Annotated in this window: 17 protein-coding genes; 6 read left to right on the forward strand and 11 right to left on the reverse strand. The window is 41.0% G+C overall.

Features of this window, described 5'->3' with window-relative positions:
• Positions 1-2 precede the first annotated feature (2 nt).
• The gene (locus FHT21_RS06845; RefSeq protein WP_167293976.1) at positions 3-866 is read left to right on the forward strand and encodes a sugar phosphate isomerase/epimerase family protein; all 864 of its coding nucleotides are present in this window, start codon (positions 3-5) and stop codon (positions 864-866) included.
• Entirely contained in the window at positions 866-1978 is a 1113-nt protein-coding gene (locus tag FHT21_RS06850; protein ID WP_167293977.1) for a Gfo/Idh/MocA family oxidoreductase, read from the forward strand. Before FHT21_RS06845 ends, FHT21_RS06850 begins: the two co-directional genes overlap by 1 nt.
• Before the next feature lie 115 nt (positions 1979-2093).
• Here the strand turns inward: FHT21_RS06850 and FHT21_RS06855 are convergent, their stop codons facing one another.
• The 3 genes from FHT21_RS06855 to FHT21_RS06865 form a co-directional block, all read right to left on the reverse strand.
• Positions 2094-2396 carry a hypothetical protein gene (locus tag FHT21_RS06855; RefSeq protein WP_167293978.1) on the reverse strand — a complete coding sequence of 101 codons (303 nt, stop codon included), beginning with the start codon at positions 2394-2396 and terminating at the stop codon, positions 2094-2096.
• An 80-nt stretch (positions 2397-2476) separates the two neighbouring features.
• The gene (locus tag FHT21_RS06860) at positions 2477-2917 is read right to left on the reverse strand and encodes an Hsp20/alpha crystallin family protein (RefSeq protein WP_167293979.1); all 441 of its coding nucleotides are present in this window, start codon (positions 2915-2917) and stop codon (positions 2477-2479) included.
• Between the two features lie 317 nt (positions 2918-3234).
• Positions 3235-3780 carry a ferritin-like domain-containing protein gene (locus tag FHT21_RS06865; RefSeq protein ID WP_167293980.1) on the reverse strand — a complete coding sequence of 182 codons (546 nt, stop codon included), beginning with the start codon at positions 3778-3780 and terminating at the stop codon, positions 3235-3237.
• Between the two features lie 299 nt (positions 3781-4079).
• On the opposite strand from FHT21_RS06865, the gene FHT21_RS06870 reads away from it, so the two are divergent.
• The 4 genes from FHT21_RS06870 to FHT21_RS06885 all read left to right on the forward strand — a co-directional run bounded on the left by FHT21_RS06870 (position 4080) and on the right by FHT21_RS06885 (position 10368).
• Positions 4080-6545, forward strand: a complete 2466-nt coding sequence (locus FHT21_RS06870) for a TonB-dependent receptor (RefSeq protein ID WP_167293981.1) — start codon at positions 4080-4082, stop codon at positions 6543-6545.
• A gap of 958 nt (positions 6546-7503) precedes the next feature.
• Positions 7504-8358, forward strand: coding sequence for an NEW3 domain-containing protein (locus FHT21_RS06875; protein ID WP_167293982.1), 855 nt, complete (start codon positions 7504-7506; stop codon positions 8356-8358).
• Positions 8359-8396: 38 nt separating this feature from the next.
• Positions 8397-9368 (forward strand): ABC transporter ATP-binding protein, encoded by a 972-nt coding sequence (locus FHT21_RS06880; RefSeq protein WP_167293983.1) that lies wholly within the window; start codon positions 8397-8399, stop codon positions 9366-9368.
• On the forward strand, positions 9355-10368 hold the full coding sequence (locus FHT21_RS06885; protein ID WP_208398881.1) for an ABC transporter permease subunit: 1014 nt from the start codon (positions 9355-9357) through the stop codon (positions 10366-10368). The genes FHT21_RS06880 and FHT21_RS06885 overlap by 14 nt, the downstream gene beginning before the upstream one ends.
• A 103-nt stretch (positions 10369-10471) precedes the next feature.
• Here the strand turns inward: FHT21_RS06885 and FHT21_RS06890 are convergent, their stop codons facing one another.
• From FHT21_RS06890 to FHT21_RS06925, 8 genes are all read right to left on the reverse strand, one after another.
• Entirely contained in the window at positions 10472-11104 is a 633-nt protein-coding gene (locus FHT21_RS06890; RefSeq protein ID WP_167293984.1) for a class I SAM-dependent methyltransferase, read from the reverse strand.
• A gap of 50 nt (positions 11105-11154) precedes the next feature.
• Positions 11155-11775: a cyclic nucleotide-binding domain-containing protein gene (locus FHT21_RS06895; protein ID WP_167293985.1), complete on the reverse strand. Its 621-nt coding sequence runs from the start codon at positions 11773-11775 to the stop codon at positions 11155-11157.
• Between the two features lie 212 nt (positions 11776-11987).
• Positions 11988-12545, reverse strand: a complete 558-nt coding sequence (locus FHT21_RS06900; RefSeq protein WP_167293986.1) for a hypothetical protein — start codon at positions 12543-12545, stop codon at positions 11988-11990.
• 47 nt (positions 12546-12592) lie between these two features.
• Positions 12593-12862 carry a hypothetical protein gene (locus tag FHT21_RS06905; RefSeq protein WP_167293987.1) on the reverse strand — a complete coding sequence of 90 codons (270 nt, stop codon included), beginning with the start codon at positions 12860-12862 and terminating at the stop codon, positions 12593-12595.
• A gap of 503 nt (positions 12863-13365) precedes the next feature.
• Positions 13366-15660: a GH92 family glycosyl hydrolase gene (locus FHT21_RS06910; protein ID WP_243853888.1), complete on the reverse strand. Its 2295-nt coding sequence runs from the start codon at positions 15658-15660 to the stop codon at positions 13366-13368.
• 50 nt (positions 15661-15710) lie between these two features.
• Positions 15711-17918, reverse strand: a complete 2208-nt coding sequence (locus tag FHT21_RS06915; protein WP_167293988.1) for an alpha-N-acetylglucosaminidase — start codon at positions 17916-17918, stop codon at positions 15711-15713.
• Position 17919: 1 nt separating this feature from the next.
• Positions 17920-19152 (reverse strand): DUF5009 domain-containing protein, encoded by a 1233-nt coding sequence (locus FHT21_RS06920; RefSeq protein ID WP_167293989.1) that lies wholly within the window; start codon positions 19150-19152, stop codon positions 17920-17922.
• 25 nt (positions 19153-19177) lie between these two features.
• Positions 19178-20155 carry a metallophosphoesterase gene (locus tag FHT21_RS06925; RefSeq protein ID WP_167293990.1) on the reverse strand — a complete coding sequence of 326 codons (978 nt, stop codon included), beginning with the start codon at positions 20153-20155 and terminating at the stop codon, positions 19178-19180.
• Between the last annotated feature and the right edge of the window lie 16 nt (positions 20156-20171).

Below are 20171 nucleotides of genomic sequence, written 5' to 3' on the forward strand. Positions count from 1 at the left end.
ATATGTCAGTAAATATAAAATATGGAGCAAGTACCTGGTTGTGGACTTCTCCATTCCAAACCTCATCTGTCGAAGAACTATTTTCTAAAATTTCGGCGCTCGGATTTGATGCGGTAGAGATTGCTGTCGAAGATCCGTCCCTGGTGGACGTTGAAACGGTACGTTTAGCGCTTCAAAAATATAAGTTAAAGGCGGTTGTTTGCGGTGCTTTTAGTGCTAGCCGTGATCTGACCAGTGAAGATCCAGATGTTCGGCAAAACTGTTTGAAGTATATTGAAACCTGCCTGGATTTATGTGTATCCTGGGGTGTTTCCATTTTTGCGGGCCCAATGTATTCTGCAGTAGGCAAAGCCAGGATGGTACCGCCAGAACAGCGTGAAAAGGAATGGCAATTAGCCGTTTTTAACCTGCAGATTGCTGCTGAAATGGCTGAATCTAGGGGAGTACGTTTGGCTATAGAACCGCTTAACCGATTTGAGTCGGATTTGGTAAACACTGCCGAAGATGTACTGCGCCTGGTAAAGGATATTAACCATCCTTCAGCGGGAATATTGCTCGACGGATTTCACATGGCCATAGAGGAAAGGAATATAGAAACTGCGATTAAGTTGGCTGGTGATCAGCTGCTGCACCTGCAAGTTTCAGAGAATTACAGGGGATCACCTGGTACAGGACAAACACCCTGGGCTGCCTATAAGGCAGGACTAGAAGCTATAAACTACCAGGGGATAGTCTCGATAGAGAGTTTTACGCCAGCAAACCAGGATTTGGCGGCAGCCGTATGTATCTGGCGTCCATTTGCTGATAGTCAGGATGATTTTGCCAGAGAAGGACTTGAATTTTTAAAATCACATTTCAATAAATAATGGAGCAAAGAAAAATAAACATTGCCATAGTAGGCCTCGGTTTCGGTGCAGAGTTCATACCGATTTACCAGAAACATCCCAACGCTAACATGTATGCCATTTGTCAAAGAGATGTGGAGAAACTTAACCATATCGGGGATGCCTTTGGCATTGCTAAAAGGTATACCGACTTTGACGAATTACTGAAAGATCCGGATGTAGATGCGGTACACATCAATACGCCGATCCAAAATCATGCTGAGCAATCGTTAAAAGCGCTTAGGGCAGGTAAACATGTAGCATGTACAGTTCCTATGGCTACCAGTGTAGAGGAGTGCCGGCAAATTGTTGCAGCGGTTCAGGAAACGGGATTAACTTATATGATGATGGAAACGGTGATCTACAGCCGTGAATTTTTATTTGTAAAGGAGCTTTATGAAAGCGGTGAGCTGGGCAAACTACAATTTTTACGGGCCTCGCACCAACAGGAAATGGCTGGGTGGCCAGGGTATTGGGAGGGTTTGCCTCCAATGCATTATGCTACACATTGTGTTGCACCAGTTCTGGCATTGGCCAAAGCCGACGCCGAATATGTATCTTGTTTTGGTTCAGGAACAATCGATGCACATCTAATCCCCAAATATGGATCACCATTTGCTGTGGAAAGCTGTCATATTAAATTTAAAGACTCAGATCTGGCGGCTGAAGTAACCAGGTCATTGTTCAATACAGCAAGACAATATAGGGAGAGCTTTGATGTTTATGCATCGAAAAAGAGCTTCGAGTGGACGCTGATAGAGCACGAGCATTCTGTGATTCATACCGGTGAAACTCCTCAAAAAGTAGCCATTCCAGATTATGCACATTTGCTCCCAGAAGAGATACAGCACTTTACTACTGGTGGTGTGTACGATGGAGAGAACAATCAGCACCTGTCATTTATTCAGGGAGCTGGCCATGGTGGCTCTCACCCTCATCTGGTACACGAGTTCATCTCTGCATTAATCCAGGAGCGTGCACCTTTCCCTGATGCAAGGCAATCGGCAAATATTACCTGTGTAGGCATCCTTGCCCACGAAAGTGCGATGGAAGGCGGTCAGAAAATAAAACTCCCTGACTTCACAATCTCTTAAATCGGAACTTATTTAAAATGGGGTTCAGGCAGCCGTTTGTAAAAATAGCAGCTGTCTAACCCCTTATTAATTATGAATGGACAGACAACGAATACTTTCTTTTGTCCAATCAATATTAGTAATCGATATTTCCATTCTCCAGATGAGCGATACGGAATATTTCTCTGGAAATGATGGCAATATTTTCTTTTAGCTCATCCAAACAGCAATTTATTGTGCCGATAGGAACGGGCAAGCCTATAATTTCTTCCAGAAATTCTATTTTTAATGAACATCCGGGTGCATCTTCTGCGCTACCCTTTAAAAGTAAAAAAATTTCGGTGGCTTGCTTTTTATCCCGGCCAAGAGAAAATTTGCCATAGGTAATTTTTCCACCCGGTCCCTGAAGGCTGATATTGATGGTGAAACGGGTTTCCATAGTTAAACTATTGTATTTTTTCTAAAGGGATTTCAATACATTATTAATAAAAAGTGCCGCAAAATGCGGCACTTGGGAGTTTACTGTATTTCGATCTGTCTGGAGATCGCTTTGGCTTCTTCTTTTTTTGGAATATTGAGTTTGAGTATGCCATCTGTATAAGCGGCCTCGATACGCTCTACATCAGCACTTTCTGGAAGGGTAAATGCCCTGCTAAATGAAGAATAGCTATATTCCCTTCTGTTATAGGTTTTACCCTCCGTATTATTTTCGGTATGCTGTCCCGTAGAAATTGTCAGCATATCCCGCTCTACCGATACCTTGAAATCTTCTTTTTTTAATCCAGGTGCCGCCAGTTCGATGTGGTATTCTTCATTAGACTCGGAAATGTTGACTGCAGGTACGCTGCTTAAACGACGGTCGTTAAAAAAGGTATCCCCTAATACGGATTCAAAGATATCATTAAAGCCTGGCAATAATGAACTGTTCTTTTTTTCTGGATTGAATTTAACCAATGTCATAGTGTTTTCTCCTTTTAATGTTTTAATAATAAATGGACTATAAATCAATTAATTTAACGTTTTAACCTTCTTTTAAAGGTTACGCCTCAAGGGGATCAAGTGCTGTGCCAAGGCGCTTACAACGGTCTGGCGAACGGTTTTTACTGAAAAAATTTCATAAAAAATGAAATTTTTTCAGTGCATTTGCTGAAGTTTTTTCAGTTTTGGCTATTTGGATCAACACTATTGGTGAGCAGGTGGGGACAGAATGATTACAAGGTTATTTTGGTGTTTTGAGCGAAGCTGGCCTGTAAATTGGTTCAGGCCAGCTTGTTCTATTATTCAGAAACCGCTTGTGCGTTTACTGCTCCCACTGCAATTTCAGTTAGCGTAACGTCTGTTGCTTTTTCATTTTCCAGTGTTTGGCTCAAAAGGCCCACAATATCATCACGGCCAATGTTTTGCGCAAATACCCGCAAGGTTCCATAAGTGGCAATTTCATAGTGTTCTACCTTTTGTGCTGCTAAAATGAGCCCGGCATCACGTATCATCGTTCCCTTATCTGTGTCCGAAATAATCCCGTTTGCTTCTTCCAGAAGCCCAGCCATCGCATCACATTTTTTTGCAACAGGTTTTTCTTCCAACAGTTCAAATACTTCTTCAAGTGTTGCAACATGTCCCTCTGTCTCTACAGCATGTTTTTCAAAGGCTGCTGCAAGTTCGGGGCTTGTTGATGCCTTTTGAAGTTTCGGTAACGCTTTCGCCAGGTGTTTTTCTGCCCAATAAATATCCTTTAACTCATCAACAAAGAATTCATGAAATTCAGTGTCCTCAATTTTTCCGGTTTTTGCTGCGCTCTTAGCAGCTGCTTTTGTACTTGCCATAATTACTGTTTTTTAAAAGGTTGATATCTAATGAACAAGGCGAATAAGCCAATGGTTTTGACCAATCGAAATATTAAATGATAAACCAATTGAAATGGCTGAAGTCGGAGATTGAGCCAATTCTGAAAAATACCTCTGGCAAAAAATGCCAATTGTACTAAAACTGCTGCAAAAGAAAGTTTTGGAAGACTTAAAAGGGAGTTATATTTGTTGGGAAAATAGATGATGTGATTAAATACATCATTTAATTTAATATCCATTTGATAATAGCAGATCATTAATCATTCAGTATACCATTCATGCAACTCTCCAGATTTATCGTAGTTCTTTTACTTGTTTTTTTTAGCCTGGCCATTAAGGCTCAAAATGTTACCATTAAAGGTATTCTTATCGATCAGCAGACCAAACAGCCGCTCGAATATGCCAGTATGGCGCTCTTAAAAAAAGCAGATTCGACAGTAGTTGGAGGTGTATTAACCAGGCCAAACGGATCATTTGAGATCAGTAAGCTGCAGATTGGCCAATACGTACTGAAAATAGCTTATATTGGATACAAGAACAGGTTTATTCCTGTAAATATTAACGATACAAGAATGGTTAACCTAGGTTCGGTTACGCTCACACCAACGAGCGAGTTGTTAAACCAGGTGAACATTAGCAGTGGAAAGGTTAATGCTTCCAATAAGATCGATAAACAATCTTATCGCGCAGACCAGTTTGAAAGTGCAAAAGGTGGAACTGCAATTGATGTATTGAAGAACCTGCCTTCTGTCGCGGTTAACGGAGAGGGGCAGATCAGCGTTAGGGGATCGACCGGATTTCTTGTCCTGGTAAATGGCAAACCAGTACTTACTGATGCACAGAGTGTTTTAAGCCAGTTACCTGCCAACAGCCTGGAGAATATAGAACTGATTACCTCTCCCTCTGCAAAATATGATCCCGATGGAAAGGCGGGTATTATCAATATCGTTACCAAGAAAGGTGCTAACGACGGATTTACCTTGACCGCCAATGCCCAGGCCGGACTTCCAAGTACCACCGACTATGACAACAAGGAAAAGCCCAAGCGCTTTGGTGGCGATGTTACGCTGAATTTCAGAAAAGATAAATGGGATATTTCTGTTGGTGGAAATTACCTTAGAAATGATAATGCGGGCTACCGTGAAGGAGATGTGTACACCAAGAATTTTACCAATAATACCATTACACGTTTTCCTTCGAACGGTGAGCGTAGTTTCGATAAATATAACTACGCAGGCAGATTATCTGCCATTTATGCTCCAAACAAAAACAACTCCTTTTCTGTTGGCTTTTTCAGTGGGAAGCGTTACCAGGCGCGATTGGCAGACCTGGTTTACACCAATAGCACGTCAGATCTTTCAACAGGGGTTCCTATTAGATCAACCACTTATTACAACTCTAACCTGCAAACAAAGGAAGGTACTTTTACACTGGGCAATCTGGATTATACCCATACTTTTGCAGATAAATCCTCATTGACAGCTTCGTTATTATATGAAAATGCAAATCTTTATGGCAATACCAGGAACAGGAATCTGGGATATCCCAATACAACAGATACGATTCAGTATGTTTTTAATCCCTATAAGAACCCGATTAATGGCTACAGGTTTAAGTTAGATTACGCTGTTAATGTTGGCAAAGGGAAATTCGAAAGCGGTTATCAGTTCAGGTATGATACCCAGGATGGACAGTTCGATTATTTTGTAAGCCCTGCGATTTCGCAGCCGGATGCCAACCGGTTTAGAGGGACTGCCGGCGCAAAGAACCAGATCCATTCGGTTTATTCGCAGTATTCTGGAAAAGAGGATAAACTGGAATATATTGGAGGACTGCGTTACGAATATGCCACCAGAAGGTTAAATCTTTCTTACGATCCTGCAGTACATAAGCTTAACCTTTCCAATCTTTTTCCTTCTTTAAACCTGCTTTATAATATTAACGACGGATTGAAGCTAAAGGCTGGCTATTCCAGAAGAATTCAGCGTACCAATAACTATGAGCTTAACCCTATACCCGAACGAGAACACTCAGAAACATTAGAACAGGGCGATCCAGACCTAAAGCCGTCTTTTATCGATCTTGTAGAACTCGGACTGACCAGAAACTTTAAAAAGGGCTCTTTTTTTTCAACCCTCTACTATCAGAACATCAAAAATCCTATACAGCGCGTAAATAGTGTTTATGCCGATACGATCCTGAACAGGGTATTTACGAATGCAGAAAAAGCACGTTCCTTTGGCCTTGAGCTGGGAGCCAATCTACAGCCAGTTAAATGGTGGTCCCTATACGTGGGAGGCAATGTTTATAATTATAAGGTATCTGGAGATTTAAATGTACTGGGTAGCAGTTCGGTAATAAATAATGCTAACTGGGTATTTTCTATAAACGCCAATACCAGTTTCAAACTGAGCAAAACCTGGAGTGTGCAGGGAAATGTGAATTATTTATCGAAGCGGCCAACTGCACAGGGCGAAGATTCAAAGTTTCTGGTTCCGAATACCGCTGTTAAGAAAACATTTATGGATGGACGTTTTTCTGCAACGCTGCAATGGCAGAACATGGATCTTGGCATGAACCAATCGAACAGGCAAAGGATAACAACATTCGGAAAAGACTTTTATACTACTACCAACTATATTTATGAAACCGATGTTTTTTTACTGAATTTCAGCTTTAACCTAAATAAGCTTACCGGTAAAGCTAAACTTCCTACCAGTGAATTTGGTGATAAAGAATTTTAAGCCCTTAATAGGTGGGTATTTTGGGTGTTATTATCAATAATATGGACTTGCTAAATGGTAATGAGAAGTGAATTCAAGGTGTAAACCGGGTTATATCTGTATTGTTATAATCTTTTTTTGCCTTGCAGAAACTGTGTGTTTAGTCCTGGGCGAAGCGGCATCCCTGAAGCGCAGTGAAAGGATATAAGAGAGAACAGGAATAGACTTAAATTTTGCTAAGCCCGTGCGCTCCAAAAAATGCATAACATATATAGTTTTTTGGGAAAGCAAATGTAACGTGCTTCGGTTTAGGCAGTCCTTCTTTCCGCTTTTATCTTTTTGTGAATGTTATTGCTCGGTTGTTTATCTGCGCAACAAAAAGGATAGCCGCTACAATAAGGTTTATTTGGCAGCAGGCAGTGCAAAAAAAAGACAAACACTCCTTTCCTAATGCGAAACTGTGTGTTTAGCCCTGGGCAAAGCGGCATCCTTGAAACGCAGTGAAAGGATATAGCAGAGAACAGGAACAGACTTAAATTTTGCTAAGTCCGTGCGCTCCAAAAAATGCATAACATATAGTTTTTGGGAAAGCAAATGTAGCGTGCTTCGGTTTAGGCAGTCCTTCTTTCCGCTTTTATCTTTTTGTGAATGTTATTGCTCGGTTGTTTATCTGCGCAACAAAAAGGATAGCCGCTACAATAAGGTTTATTTGGCAGCAGGCAGTACCAAAAAATAGATGAACCCCTGATTTAACCCTGCATGCCATTTTAGTTCCAATATTTTATAAAACCGGTGAGGGGAGAACGTTCTTGATCTATAGTATGTTTCTATGATGATGTGCCATGATCTACGGTGATAATTGTTAAAAATTGTTAAAATATTTTGAAAAAAATACAACTTTTTTTTGTTTTGGGGCCTAATCAGATAACAAGATCAGAAAGCATTTTTTAGAGCAATTATTAATATTTTGGTTTAGATTATGTCAGTACAATTACTACCCAAACCCTTGCGAAAAGGTTTATTTCGCACATTTTTATTATTAACTTTTTTTGCTGCAACGAAACCCCTTCATGCGCAAAATCAAGGTGCCCCGAAAGAGACATCGGGATTTACGGCCAAGCTGGTCAACATCGAATCGGCTGTTAACGAGCCGTTCCGTTTTTCAGCTTCGCTGCACAATGGAACAGCTACTCAACAAGTTTATGAACTCAAGTCTGAATTGCCTATAGGGTGGCAGATTAGCTACCGTGTAGATGGCAGTCAGGTTACTTCTGTTAACTTAGCGAGTGGCCAAACGCGTGAAATAGCCATCGAAATTACTGCATCAGGTAACGCTGCTGTTAGGAAATACATTATTCCTATCAAAGCCGTATCATCTTCGCTGACATTGCCGTTGCAACTGGAAGCTGTTGTTAAGGGATCTTATGGTGCCAGCCTTAGTACGCCGAGCGGAAGGTTGAGTGAAGAGCTTACGGCCGGTTCTCATAAAGATATTGAGCTTGAATTGCATAATACAGGCACCTTGCCATTATCCTCGCTGAGTATTTCTTCTCAACTGCCAACCGGATGGGAAGCAACTTTTTCGCCAAGCCAAATTGAAAGGTTGGATGGCGGGAAGAAAGTAAGCATTAAAGCGACGCTAAAAGTGCCAGATAAAACAATTGCAGGAGATTATAGTGCCACTTTTACGCTTGGAGGTAACAACACCAACGCTCAGGCAGCCTTTAGAATCTTCGTTAAAACCTCTGTACTTTCTGGCTGGATTGGTATACTCATTATCGCCTTGGCAATTTCAGTAGTATACGTGCTCATCCGTAAATACGGTCGTAGGTAACCATTTTTTAAGAAACGTTAAAATCTTCAACCAAAAAGATGGAACCTATCATAGATTTAAAGAACCTATGCAAAAGTTATGGTTCGCATGTTGCCGTTGATAAGCTTAACCTAAAGATTTCCCAAGGCGAAATATTTGGGTTACTGGGGCCAAACGGTGCAGGTAAAACAACCAGTATACTCATGATGCTCGGCCTAACTGAGCCTGATAGTGGCTCGGCCATTGTTTGTGGCCATGATGCCACAAGAGATCCGATTGAAGTAAAACGAAAGGTGGGTTATATGCCCGATAACCTGGGCTTTTATCCGCAGTTAACTGGTCTTGAAAACCTGATATATATGGCAAGGCTTAACGGCTTGGCCGAAAAAAGCATCGTCGAAAACGCCCGTAGGGTAATGGAATTGGTAGGGTTGAAGGCCGCTTCAGATAAGCCTGCCTCTAATTATTCACGAGGTATGAGGCAAAGGCTGGGACTGGCTGAAGTGCTCATCAAAAAACCGAAACTGATTATCCTTGACGAGCCTACTTTAGGACTAGACCCGAACGGTGTAAAGGAGTTTCTTGAACTTATCAAATCGTTGCAGCAGGAGCAGGGCTTAACTGTACTGCTTTCATCACACCACCTTCACCACGTTCAGCAGGTGTGTGATAGGGTAGGTATATTCGTGGATGGAAAGTTGCTTGCTACTGGAGATCTGCCTACACTCTCCTCTGAGCTCTTCGGAAGCACGGGTGTAGAAACCAATATTCGGCTCACCAAAGTACCAACAGCTATTGATGTAATAAAGGATAAATTTAGTACTTATCCAGAATTTAATAGCCTTAATATTAGCGGTGTGAACCTGCAATTTAATACCACTCAGAATATTATCCCAAAACTCATTCGCGGGCTTATTGAATTGGGAGCAGATATTGAAGCTGTAAGCCAAAAACAATACGGACTAGATGAGATTTATGAAAAATATTTCGAAAAAAACACAAATTTAATCCCAGAGCATGAAAGCGCTTAGCGAAAGCCATTTTTGGGCAACAAACAAAAATAATTCAAAGGAAACTTACCAGCTTAGTCCTTTTAAGGTGATGGTGAGAAAAGAGGTGTCGGACCACGTGCGTAGCTGGCGTTTTATCCTACTGCTTGCGCTGGTGGTGCTTACATTTTTTGCTTCATTGTACATTTCCATGTCTAACATCCGGGCAGCCTTTACCAATGTCAATGACCCTGATCATGCATTTTTTTACCTTAAGTTGCTTAGTGCTACAGACGGATCTATGCCGCCTTTTCATATCCTGATGAGTTTTTTAGCGCCATTGCTTGGTATCACTATGGGCTTCGATGCGATTAATTCTGAACAGAATAGCGGCTCATTGACGAGATTGTTGGCCCAACCTATATACCGCGACAACATCCTGTTAGCTAAATTCTACAGCGCAATGCTGATTATCGCGACGCTATTTATTTCCCTTACATTGCTGATGATCGGTGGGGGACTGTTCCTTACCGGGGTAAGGATTGAGCCTCAGGAACTCTTGAGAATTCTTGGCTTTGCGGTACTCACCATGGTTTATGTTGGTTTTTATTTAAGCCTGTCTATCATGCTTTCTGTCGCCTTTCGCCATGCGGCTACCTCAGCCTTAACTGCCCTGGGAATCTGGCTGTTTTTTACGGTGTTTTATCCGATTGTAGTTAATCTGGCTATTAGGGCCTTTTTACCAGATGCTGCTTATCTGACTCAAAGTGAAACTATGGCTTATAATGAATTGATTATGAATGTTATGCGTGTTGCCCCTGGGCAGTTATACAGTGATGGCGCAACTACCATGCTTATGCCATCTATCAGAAGTTTAGGGCCAATGAGTATGGAGCAGCTTTCCGGTGCCATTCCATCGCCACTTCCGTTACGGGAGAGCCTGATGATTGTGTGGCCACAACTTACCGGGCTTCTGGCAGGTAGTATCGCCTGTTTTGCACTGTCTTATTATCTTTTTATGCGCAGGGAAATCAGAAGTTAATATGAGGAGGATGAATCAGTCTGTATTTCTGCTTAATTCCTAATTACAGATCGCATATATAGTTGCCTAAAACTATATAAACCAGCTTAATGTGTTGCTTAGGTTATTTAATTTTGCAAACAAGGACCAGATCGGTGATGATTAAACCATCCTTATCTGGAGAACTATAGCGTTTTAAAATGAGGGTTTCAAAGTTATTCTCCCTGAGTGCAGTAGATAAGTAATCTTCCTTATGGTAATTTACATATACTTGGTCGCCTGTACTGGATATTTGATACCTTGATTTATTATTTTCGTTTTCCTCCATGGTGCTCAGATAAAAAACACCATTTGGTTTTAACAATTTCGAAACATTTGCAATTAGATTAATGGCTTCTTGTGGGGTTAAATAGGGCAGACAAAAGCCGCAGGTAATCCCGTCAAATTTCGCTCCTATGGTGTCAATCTCTCGGCAGTCCATAAGTTGGAATTGAGCTTTAGGATTGTTGATCTTGGCAAGTTTGAGCATTTTTGATGACAGATCGATCCCCAAAATTCGGTAATCAGGTTTCTTATCCAACAGGAATTTGGTGATGTTTCCAGGGCCGCAGGCAATATCCAAAATACTGGCATTGTTTGCCGATATATTATCGAAAAAGACTTTGAATGCTTCGGTATATAAGCTAACATCCATAAATTTTTCCTGGTATATTTTTGCTGATTTGTTAAATGCTTCAGCAGCTTTTAATATTTTCATCCCTTCATCAGATTGTAAATAATAGAATTAAAAATGGCGTATATCCGGTGTTATATTTTTTTGTTTTCGCTTGATCGGATCCTGCTCAGCGTTTCCAGCCGTAAGCCAAGGAACGAAGCAATATATCGGAGCGGTACACGGTTAATCATCCAGGGAAACGCCTGAAGCAGATGTTTATAGCGGCCAGTAGCAGATGGAATCTGGCAGATAAAACCCCTGTCATATGCTGCTCTGTAATAAAGCTCCATAATCTTTCTCCCAATGATGTTCGCTTCTGCAAAATTTTCATAAAGCATAGTCGAGAGTTCATGAGGAATGGCAATCAAATCTACATCCTCTATTGCCTGGAGGTATTCGTCTGATTCTTCTGCAGTCCATAGATTGCGGATGGTTCCTACTATTTCATATTCCTGGCATATCCATGAAGTAATCTCGGTTCCCGAGTCCTTGTAAAATCCCCTTACTACTCCTTTTAAAATCAGGTAAAGATATCTATTGCGGTCTATTGGGGAAATAATGTATCTGTTTTTACGGAAACTCACCGGAAAGGTGAGGGCATCGATAAGTGCCTCCATTTCTGTTGTTAGCGGGTGAAAGGTATTGTATAGGGCAATAAGTGGAGAAACGCCGTTATAAGAGTCCCATTTGCTGTTTTCTTGTGCTCCGGCCATGATATAGTAGTTTAGCTTTTTCAGATAGCATAATAAAAGTAATTAAAAGACCAAACTTTTCAAATTTTCGCGTTTAAGATTAGCCTGTTAAGCTGATCATTTTGCTGGCACCTGTACCTTTTTATTTACTGTTTTTAAAAGGTTGATTGCAAAAAAAAAATATCCTGTTTTGAACCTCTTGTTTGGTCTGCAATTAGACCATGTATTGCAATTTAACACTTATTACGTTCAAAATAGATGATATTATTATCGAAGTTGCCCTGGTAAGGATTCCCTTTTGCTCGAAAACCATTGGCTACAAGAAAACGCTGACTGCTGGGGGTAGCTGTTGTAGAAAATACAATACCATGGTGATAACTGATTTTTTTGAGTAACATTCTCTTTAATGTGCTGCTGATTCCCTTTTTACGGACCGATTCGCGGGTGAAGGAATAACCAATCTCTAAAAACGGTTTATCTATGTTCGTAATAATTCCAGCTTTTTTATACACTTCTTGCAGGTAAGAAATAGTAGGCCTTTTAATAGCCGAAATGCCAACCAGCTTTTTGCCATTGTAGCAGAATGCAAGAAACGCTGCATTGAAAATCTTTAAGGGCAGATCAACAGGCGAAACTTTATTTCCCTTTCTCAATAGTAAATAAAAGTGATGGAGCTGGATCATCGAACAATCGCATGGCCTTTTGATTTCAAAGTAGCAATTGCCGAGAAAATTCGGTTGATCATTATAATCCTGATAAAATACCAGGCCGGTAGATATATTGTGGTTCATCAGGATAAATTTAGGTGAGGGTTGAATTTGCCTGTTCTCGTGGCAACTTATTTGTGTTTAGCACTTAACGATGTACGCAAAGGACCTGATAAGGCAAGCATTTCGCATACTTTATCATTCCAGTCTATCAACGCATCTTCGGGCGAAGTTCCAAGACCTGAAACATCGTGTTCCTCTTCAAAGGATAATACCGCGTAAAAGCAATCGCCATCCTGATATACGGATGGTCTAAACTGCATCACAAAAGTGGGTAACCTGTACTTGTTATAATCAAAATCCACAAGTTTTCCCGGGATCGTTCGGGCCTGCTGTTTCATGGCTTGCTGTTTTATTGAAACGTTGTTGTTTAACTTTTTTCTTACGATAAACAAACGTACCTGTAAAATAGCCAATCAATGTTTCCTTAAGGTTAGCAGGTTATTGTTTGTTTGTTAAGTATTTGGTGAGCTGTGTTTGGCGAAAATAACAGGTCATATATTTCTGATAGGGTAGGTCATGTTGTATTACCATAACATGTTGAGCAGGAAAATAAAGGTGATAGATGTTTTGACCAATAAAAATAAAATTTTCTTCCGTTAATCTTTTTGGCATAGATATAGTCAAATCAATCTATACAGTACTGGCAATGAAAGTTGAAAAGAAAACTTTAAACACATCAGATAAAATCGAGAATGAGGTGGATGAAAGCGTCTTCCCCAAAGGGATGATATTTTTTATCCTTGGGCTAAGTGTGCTATTCATAATTTTGATCTTGTTTAGAGTTTAATGAGCTAAAATGTTTCTTGAGTATTTAGGTACCCGTTTATTCTGGCTACGGTGTTTAAAGCGTGGCCGGCTCATCCTGGAGATAAAAGATCAGTTCCCCACCCTGAACCAGCAATTGATGTGTGATTTGGTTTTGGGTAAAAGGTTTTCCATTTAAAATGATTTTTGCGTTATAAATAGATTTTTTACTCTTTTTAATGGTTGTTATGGTTAATTTTTTACCGTTGTTGAAAGATATTACAGCCTGTTTAAATAAAGGACTGGTTAGCTGATAGTTTCCTGAAACAGGATCTACCGGGTAAAAACCAAGAGCTGCAAATACATACCAGGCCGACATCTGTCCGGCATCGTCGTTACCGCTTAATCCGCCTGCACCTTCACCATACTCTTCTGCCATAATGCGTGAGACCTGCAGCTGTGTTTTCCATGGAGAGGAGGTATAATTGTACAAAAATGGAATTTGGTGGCCAGGTTCATTTCCATGCCAGTATTCTTTTTTATGAAAGAGCGAATCGAGCTCGTTTTCGAAGTTTTTACGTCCACCCATCAACCTGATCAGTCCAGGCATATCATGCGGAACATAAAAAGTATACTGTCTTGGGGTTCCTTCTGTAATATAGGATTCGCGATGATCGGGATGAAAAGGTTTATACCAGCTGCCGTTGGCAAAGCGCCCTCTAACCATTCCAACATTTGGATCAAAGATATTCTGGTAGTTGAGTGATCGTTTAAGAAGTTGTTGGTAATCGGCTTCTTTACCCAGATCTTTCGCGATACTTGCTAGTGCATAATCATCGTATGCATATTCCAAAGTCCTGCTTACCTGTTCCTTTTTATGAAAAGCGTTAGGGATACTGTCTTCTAACGGAATATAGCCGTATTTTAAGTAACTGTTAATGCCACGTCGACCTTTTCCATTCAGATAATCGACAGAATCGGGCATTTGAAACGCATTTTGCCTCATCAATCGGTAAGCTTCATTAATATCATAATTACGGATCCCTTTATTATATGCCGAAGCAATGAAAGCAGTAGCGTGATCACCGATCATGGCGGCAGTATAACTGTTCCAGCAGGGGAAAATGGGTAGCCAACCGCCTTGTTGCCCTTTTAGTACCAATGAATTTGCGAAATCGTTGGCCAGGTTCGGTTTTAAAAGTTCTATAAGTGGTAATTGGGCACGGTAAATGTCCCACATTGAAAAATCATCATAATAGTTCCCCTTTTTTAAGACTTTTTTTATGTAGTTACCTGCAAATTGTGGGTATCCACCGTCTACATCATTAAATAAACGTGGGTGTTGCTGCGCATGGTAAAGTGCAGTGTAAAAAATCCGCTTATTTTTTTCATCAGGATCGCTAATCTTTATGTGGCCAAGCGATTGCTCCCAAACCTGGCTGGTTTTAGCCACAACTGTTTCGAAATTGGCTGTATTGATCTCGGTTTCGAGGTTAAGTTTTGCTGCAGTTATGCTGGTAAAAGAAGTGCCAGCGTAAATATTAATGGTTTCTCCTTTTTGTAGTTTAAAGCCCAGATAGGCACCTAAATCTTTTTGGTTTTTAATAGATTGATGTGCTGAAACACTGGCTCCGGTAAACACACCACTTGTTGTAAAGCCTTTGTTTATGCGAATAAAAAAATAGCCGCTAAAGCCCGCCGGCTGTCCCCAGCCCTGGTAAATACGATGAACAGGGTTATAACCCGAAATTTCGCCTTTCTGGCGGTCAATTTTGATATATCCTTTACGTTGATCACTATTTGGAGTAATTAACAGATAAACACTGTCTGCCTTTAGTGCTGTAATTTTAATTAGGCCACAACGCAAAGTTGCGGTAGCCTCAGTGAGCAGGTTATAACCTGGTAAATTGGTTTTGTAATACGCAGGTGTAGCTACTTCATCCGTATGTGCATAATCAACAGCGTAATCTGTTGGACTGGTTTTCAGTTTTCCAGCAATGGGCATAATGGTAAAGCTACCATAATCTTGCGTACACGAGCCGCTGATCCAATGACTGGCCCTGATGCCATAAAATTTCTTATTGTTGTAATAATAGGGGGCAAGGCATTTTTTTTCCGAAAGCTGGGTTTGTGGCGTCCACTGGGTCATGCTAAAAGGTGGCGCAACGGCTGGTATGGTGTTGGCCAGCCTTTCTGTTTTGTCTTCTACATGTTGGCTGGCCAGTGTAGTACTGATCGAGGTACCCGAAAATGGCTGTACATATTTGATAATAGATTGCTGCGCAAAAGCCATGCTACCGGTAAGTATGAAAAGCAATAAACTGGATAGGAAAAATGTGAGCCAGCGAATAGTATTCTGACCTCGCATTGTAAATTGGATAACATTTTTCATCGGTAAAACTATCATATAAAGCTTTTAATAACCTTTTTGCCATAGAGAAATTACTGGTGTATTATCCCCATGGTTTTGCGGTATTTCTGATACATTTCCAATGCTAAATTTACCGGATTCCCAATAGCCTTGGTTGGATAGTCTTTTCGCTGGTTTACCCATTTCCATTCCCAGTTGCTTACATCTTCATTAAACTGGCTGCTATTAAAATCGCTATGCTGTTTTAAAGATTGTTCGACGCGGGTAAAGAAAAGTTGCCACCTTGGTTTATAAAAATCAGTAAGCAAGCCACTCCACTGCCTGCAGGCATACTCGTTCAATGGGCTTTTGGCGTCACCCCAAAGGGTAATCAGGTCTTTGGCATTCATTTCGTAAAGTGCTTTTTCAGCTGGGGTTTCTCCCCATCGCCTGGCATCACTTACCCATGGCCCAAGCATAAAATCTTTTCTGCTGGCCAAAAGCCTGTCCATATCATCAATCAACTGTATAAATTTGCTGCTTTCTTTTTTAAATGTAACCAGATCTTTTTTGCGATAAGCTGCAACAATGTTTCTTTGTATAGGCAGGGCGTAATTGGCCATTACCTGCCGGGTAATATCAACCAGATCGTATTGAAAGCCATCACTGGTTTTGCAAAGTGCTGCAGCTTTTACAAATTCATCCCAGCCGAAGAGCAAATCCTTTTCCCGGTAATTTAAGGTGGTTTTTGCCCAACGGGTTAACGAATCGAAGGTAGGGCGTGCCTGAATAATCGATTCGGCACCATCTCTGATATATTTATCAGCCGGCACGTTGTAAACGGTTTTTCGTAATATTTCCCAGCCTTTTAAAGCATTTACATTACTTTTTCCGTAGCGGTTGCGTACGAATTTAGGTAACCAGGTTTTCAGATCTATAGGTTTAGCTTGCCAGACATTGTCCATCATCAGCTCATAAAGTACCGGATTTTGTTCTATACCTTCCATGCTGAGACCTATGCCTTTCATTTTGCCACTTTGTGGATTATTAAGGGCTTCGGCTGGCGCAGTTGCCACCACATCCATCCGGCCAAACAGGTTGGTGTTGCCACCAAAGTTGTGTAGCATATTCCAAATCCAGGGCTTACCGTCAAAGCCTTGTGTGCGTTTCCAAACCGGTTCAATTTCAGTTGCCAGGTCCAGTAAAATCATCTTATCGTTTGGTACCGCCTTTAATAAGGCCTCTGTTTGTGGCTCTTTCCAAAATTTTCGATCGCTGTAAAACAGCCATCCCTGCATCACCCATATGGCCTTCGGATCAGCCTGTGCCATGCCATCGTAAACCCTTGCACTCAGTTTACCTAAAAAATCGGGATCGGCTGATGGCGGTTCGTTCTCGTTAAAAGTATCGGCCGAGTAAAGGTGATCGGTGCCTAATAATTCGGTTTGTTTCTGTAGAAATTTCTTGCCGATCTGCGCAAACATCGGATCTTCAGAATCAAGGATATAGGTGTCGGCAAAACCATTGGTCCAGTTGGTTGCTTTTAATTTAGCATTCGGGAATTTATTTTTGAACGCTGCTGGCACATGTCCGGTAAAGGCGGGCAGTACTGGTTTCATCCCCAGCGATCTTTGCCGGGCCAAAATTTTCTTTTGCAGTTCAAAGTGGCTTTTCATCCAGCTTACCGGAAGCGGACCACCCCAACCATCAATATTACCCATCCAAAACCACGAGAAATAAGCAGGTCCGGTAAAAAAACCTTTAAGTTCTTCATCTGAAAAGCCCATTTCTTTATATAAAAGGTACCAGGTATATTCTTCGCCTGTAATGGCAAGGGGCATGTTGATTCCATGTAAGGCCATCCAGTCTATCTCTTTTTCCCAACGCGACCAATCCCACCAGCTCATACTATAATTAAACGTACAATAGTTTAGATAGTAGCGGTAATCGTAAGGTGTTTCCTTTCTTATTTTCGTTTTTATAGGAGGTAGGGTAGCAGGTAGGTTTAAATTGGTGCCATTCCAGGTAATCTGGCAGTGCGCATATTCGGTTAAATAATAATAAAAAGCCGAAGCCAGAGCAACACCGCTGCTGCCACTAAGGATGATCTTATTGTGTTTACTTTCAATTTCAAATACATCCTTACCGTTTACTTCGGCAATACTTTTGGTAACGAATGCCTGGTGTTGTTTCGGTAAAATCCGTGCAATAAGTTGATCAGAAGCGGATAGGTATGCCTGAGACCACAGGTTATTGAACGATAGTACAAGCAGTGCTACAAATAATATTTTTATTTTCATATTAAATTTTTAGGAACCACTTTTTATCAAAGAGGAACTTTAAGCCAAACAATTGTATTAGAAGTACACCAGTCCATACGCCTGCCTGTTGCCATGCGGTAGGGATGGTATTAATGATTCCGCCGAAGAGGAAGTTGGAAGTAGATTCGAAATTAAACAGGCCGTGAGCAAAAATGTAAATTAAGATCGAATTGGTACCTATCCATACCATGGGCATGCACCATTTTTGATAACTGCACACATCGATAAAATAATAGAAAAGTGAAAAAAGTATCATGCTCCAGCCGCCCGCAAAGAGTACGAAGGTGCTGGTCCACATGGTTTTGTTGATGGGAAAAAGGAAGCTGCCAACTAGTGCAGTTAACAGGAGTGTAATGCCTGCAATAATTAAATACAATACTTTTTTATTGGGGTTGGGGCACACTGTTTTATTCTTTATAAATGAACCGGTAAATATACCCAGCATGGCCGAGCAGATGGCCGGTATAGTGCTCAGTAAACCTTCCGGATCGTAAACTGTACGGTGAAGTTTGCCGGGAAGTAATAAACGGTCTATATAGGCAGAAAGGTTGCCCTCGGGCGTGAATACGCCACTGCCAAAACCTGGAACAGGTACAAAACGCATTAGGAGGTAATAGCCAACCAGGATAGATACAAACCAGATTATCTGTTTTTTAAGTGGGGTATTGAGGTAAATTAAAGCCGCAAAAAAGGTTGCCAAACCAATACGGCCCAGTACACTAGCAAAACGGATATGCTCATAACCTTTCCATTGCAGCAGGCCGTTTACGACCATACCCAGTAAAATTAAAATCAAGGTTCTTTTAATCAGCGCATAATAAATCTTACCTGTTGAAGCATTTCCGGTCTCTTTATCCGTAAAATACTTCTGATAAGAAAAAGGCATAGATACCCCTGAAATAAATATAAAAAGCGGGAAAATAAGATCGTAAAAGGTAAAGCCATTCCAGGGCGAGTGGTGCAGCTGGTTACTGATGCCTACCAATATCCTTTCAAATGAGGAAAGGCCCGGATTGGTTGCAATGGTCCAGTCGTATGGGTTTTGCACCAATGCATGGTCTTCTTTAATGCCATGGGCCAAACCATGAAAAATACCTTCGCCGCTCACAATCCAAAACATGTCAAAGCCACGTAAGGCATCGAGCGAAAGCAGCCGTTTAGGTTTAGCTGCTGGTTGGGCTGTTGAAGTAACTGTGCTGCTTGGTTGATCCATGGTGCTGACGACGCTTATTTGTGGATTATTTTTTAATTAGGGTGTTATAAATAATCTCACCCTGATCGTTAATGGCTTGTACGCGTAACTGGTTGTTGTTAACAGAAAATAACATAAAACCATATTCTGATGCCACCATTTCGGCATCGGTGATGAGTTTTACAGGTGTTTTTTCAGAAGCTGAACCAGAAATAAAATAATGTGTTTTTCCGGCAGGTTTAATGTACTGCATACTGTGTTCGTGCCCGGTAAGATACACATCTACGCCGTATTTTTCAAAAGTTGATTTTAATGAATTGCGTACTGCTTTGGTATCATATGCCTCGGTTCGGCTGCCGCCAGTATAAATAGGGTGGTGGCCTACCACAATTTTCCATTTAATTGCAGGGTCGGTATCCGCCAGTGTTTTAATCAGCCAGCGTTTCTGTGCTGTGGTATCTTGTCCTTTAACATTTGGACCATATTCGGCATTACTATAAAATTCGGGAATAAGTGGGTTGGTGTCAATAAAAGCAATTAACACCTGGTTATTGAGGTCGCCATTGATGGGGAATTTTTTTGCATAGTAACGGGCAGGCATTTTCCACCTGCGGCTGATTTTGGAATAATCAACCTGTGCATCGGGGTTTGACTTATAATCGTGGTTGCCCAGTACAGGGTACCAGTCCCATTGCAAAGAAAAGTCGGTATATATATCTTCGAAAGAATATTTAAAAGAGGGATCTTGTGCGCTGATTACGCCGCTGGGATAAAAGTTATCGCCGGTAGAAATAATAAAATTAGCCTTAACATCGGATGCTGTAATACCCATCTGCTTGGCTACCTGCTTTTGATGATCAGCACCATTACGGCCCCAATCGCCCATGGCGATGAAATTTAAAGCATTACTTTCTTTAATCAGGTTTTTTGTTGCTGATGAGGCCTGGGGTAAATTTTTTATTAAAGTTTGTGCATGTAATACGGAAGGAAGCAACAGAATAGATAAAAGTAATTGTTTAATCATAAAGGGGGATTGAAAT

Source organism: Pedobacter sp. SG908 (genome assembly GCF_011759615.1).
Lineage (GTDB): Bacteria > Bacteroidota > Bacteroidia > Sphingobacteriales > Sphingobacteriaceae > Pedobacter > Pedobacter riviphilus.

Coding starts and splice junctions, on each gene's coding strand:
- FHT21_RS06915 (WP_167293988.1), bottom strand. CDS start 17,918: ATGAAAATAAAAATATTATTTGTAGCACTGCTTGTACTATCGTTCAAT.
- FHT21_RS06860 (WP_167293979.1), bottom strand. CDS start 2,917: ATGACATTGGTTAAATTCAATCCAGAAAAAAAGAACAGTTCATTATTG.
- FHT21_RS06865 (WP_167293980.1), bottom strand. CDS start 3,780: ATGGCAAGTACAAAAGCAGCTGCTAAGAGCGCAGCAAAAACCGGAAAA.
- FHT21_RS06870 (WP_167293981.1), top strand. CDS start 4,080: ATGCAACTCTCCAGATTTATCGTAGTTCTTTTACTTGTTTTTTTTAGC.
- FHT21_RS06885 (WP_208398881.1), top strand. CDS start 9,355: ATGAAAGCGCTTAGCGAAAGCCATTTTTGGGCAACAAACAAAAATAAT.
- FHT21_RS06890 (WP_167293984.1), bottom strand. CDS start 11,104: ATGAAAATATTAAAAGCTGCTGAAGCATTTAACAAATCAGCAAAAATA.
- FHT21_RS06905 (WP_167293987.1), bottom strand. CDS start 12,862: ATGAAACAGCAGGCCCGAACGATCCCGGGAAAACTTGTGGATTTTGAT.
- FHT21_RS06850 (WP_167293977.1), top strand. CDS start 866: ATGGAGCAAAGAAAAATAAACATTGCCATAGTAGGCCTCGGTTTCGGT.
- FHT21_RS06910 (WP_243853888.1), bottom strand. CDS start 15,660: ATGAAAAATGTTATCCAATTTACAATGCGAGGTCAGAATACTATTCGC.
- FHT21_RS06925 (WP_167293990.1), bottom strand. CDS start 20,155: ATGATTAAACAATTACTTTTATCTATTCTGTTGCTTCCTTCCGTATTA.
- FHT21_RS06920 (WP_167293989.1), bottom strand. CDS start 19,152: ATGGATCAACCAAGCAGCACAGTTACTTCAACAGCCCAACCAGCAGCT.
- FHT21_RS06875 (WP_167293982.1), top strand. CDS start 7,504: ATGTCAGTACAATTACTACCCAAACCCTTGCGAAAAGGTTTATTTCGC.
- FHT21_RS06900 (WP_167293986.1), bottom strand. CDS start 12,545: ATGAACCACAATATATCTACCGGCCTGGTATTTTATCAGGATTATAAT.
- FHT21_RS06880 (WP_167293983.1), top strand. CDS start 8,397: ATGGAACCTATCATAGATTTAAAGAACCTATGCAAAAGTTATGGTTCG.
- FHT21_RS06895 (WP_167293985.1), bottom strand. CDS start 11,775: ATGGCCGGAGCACAAGAAAACAGCAAATGGGACTCTTATAACGGCGTT.
- FHT21_RS06855 (WP_167293978.1), bottom strand. CDS start 2,396: ATGGAAACCCGTTTCACCATCAATATCAGCCTTCAGGGACCGGGTGGA.
- FHT21_RS06845 (WP_167293976.1), top strand. CDS start 3: ATGTCAGTAAATATAAAATATGGAGCAAGTACCTGGTTGTGGACTTCT.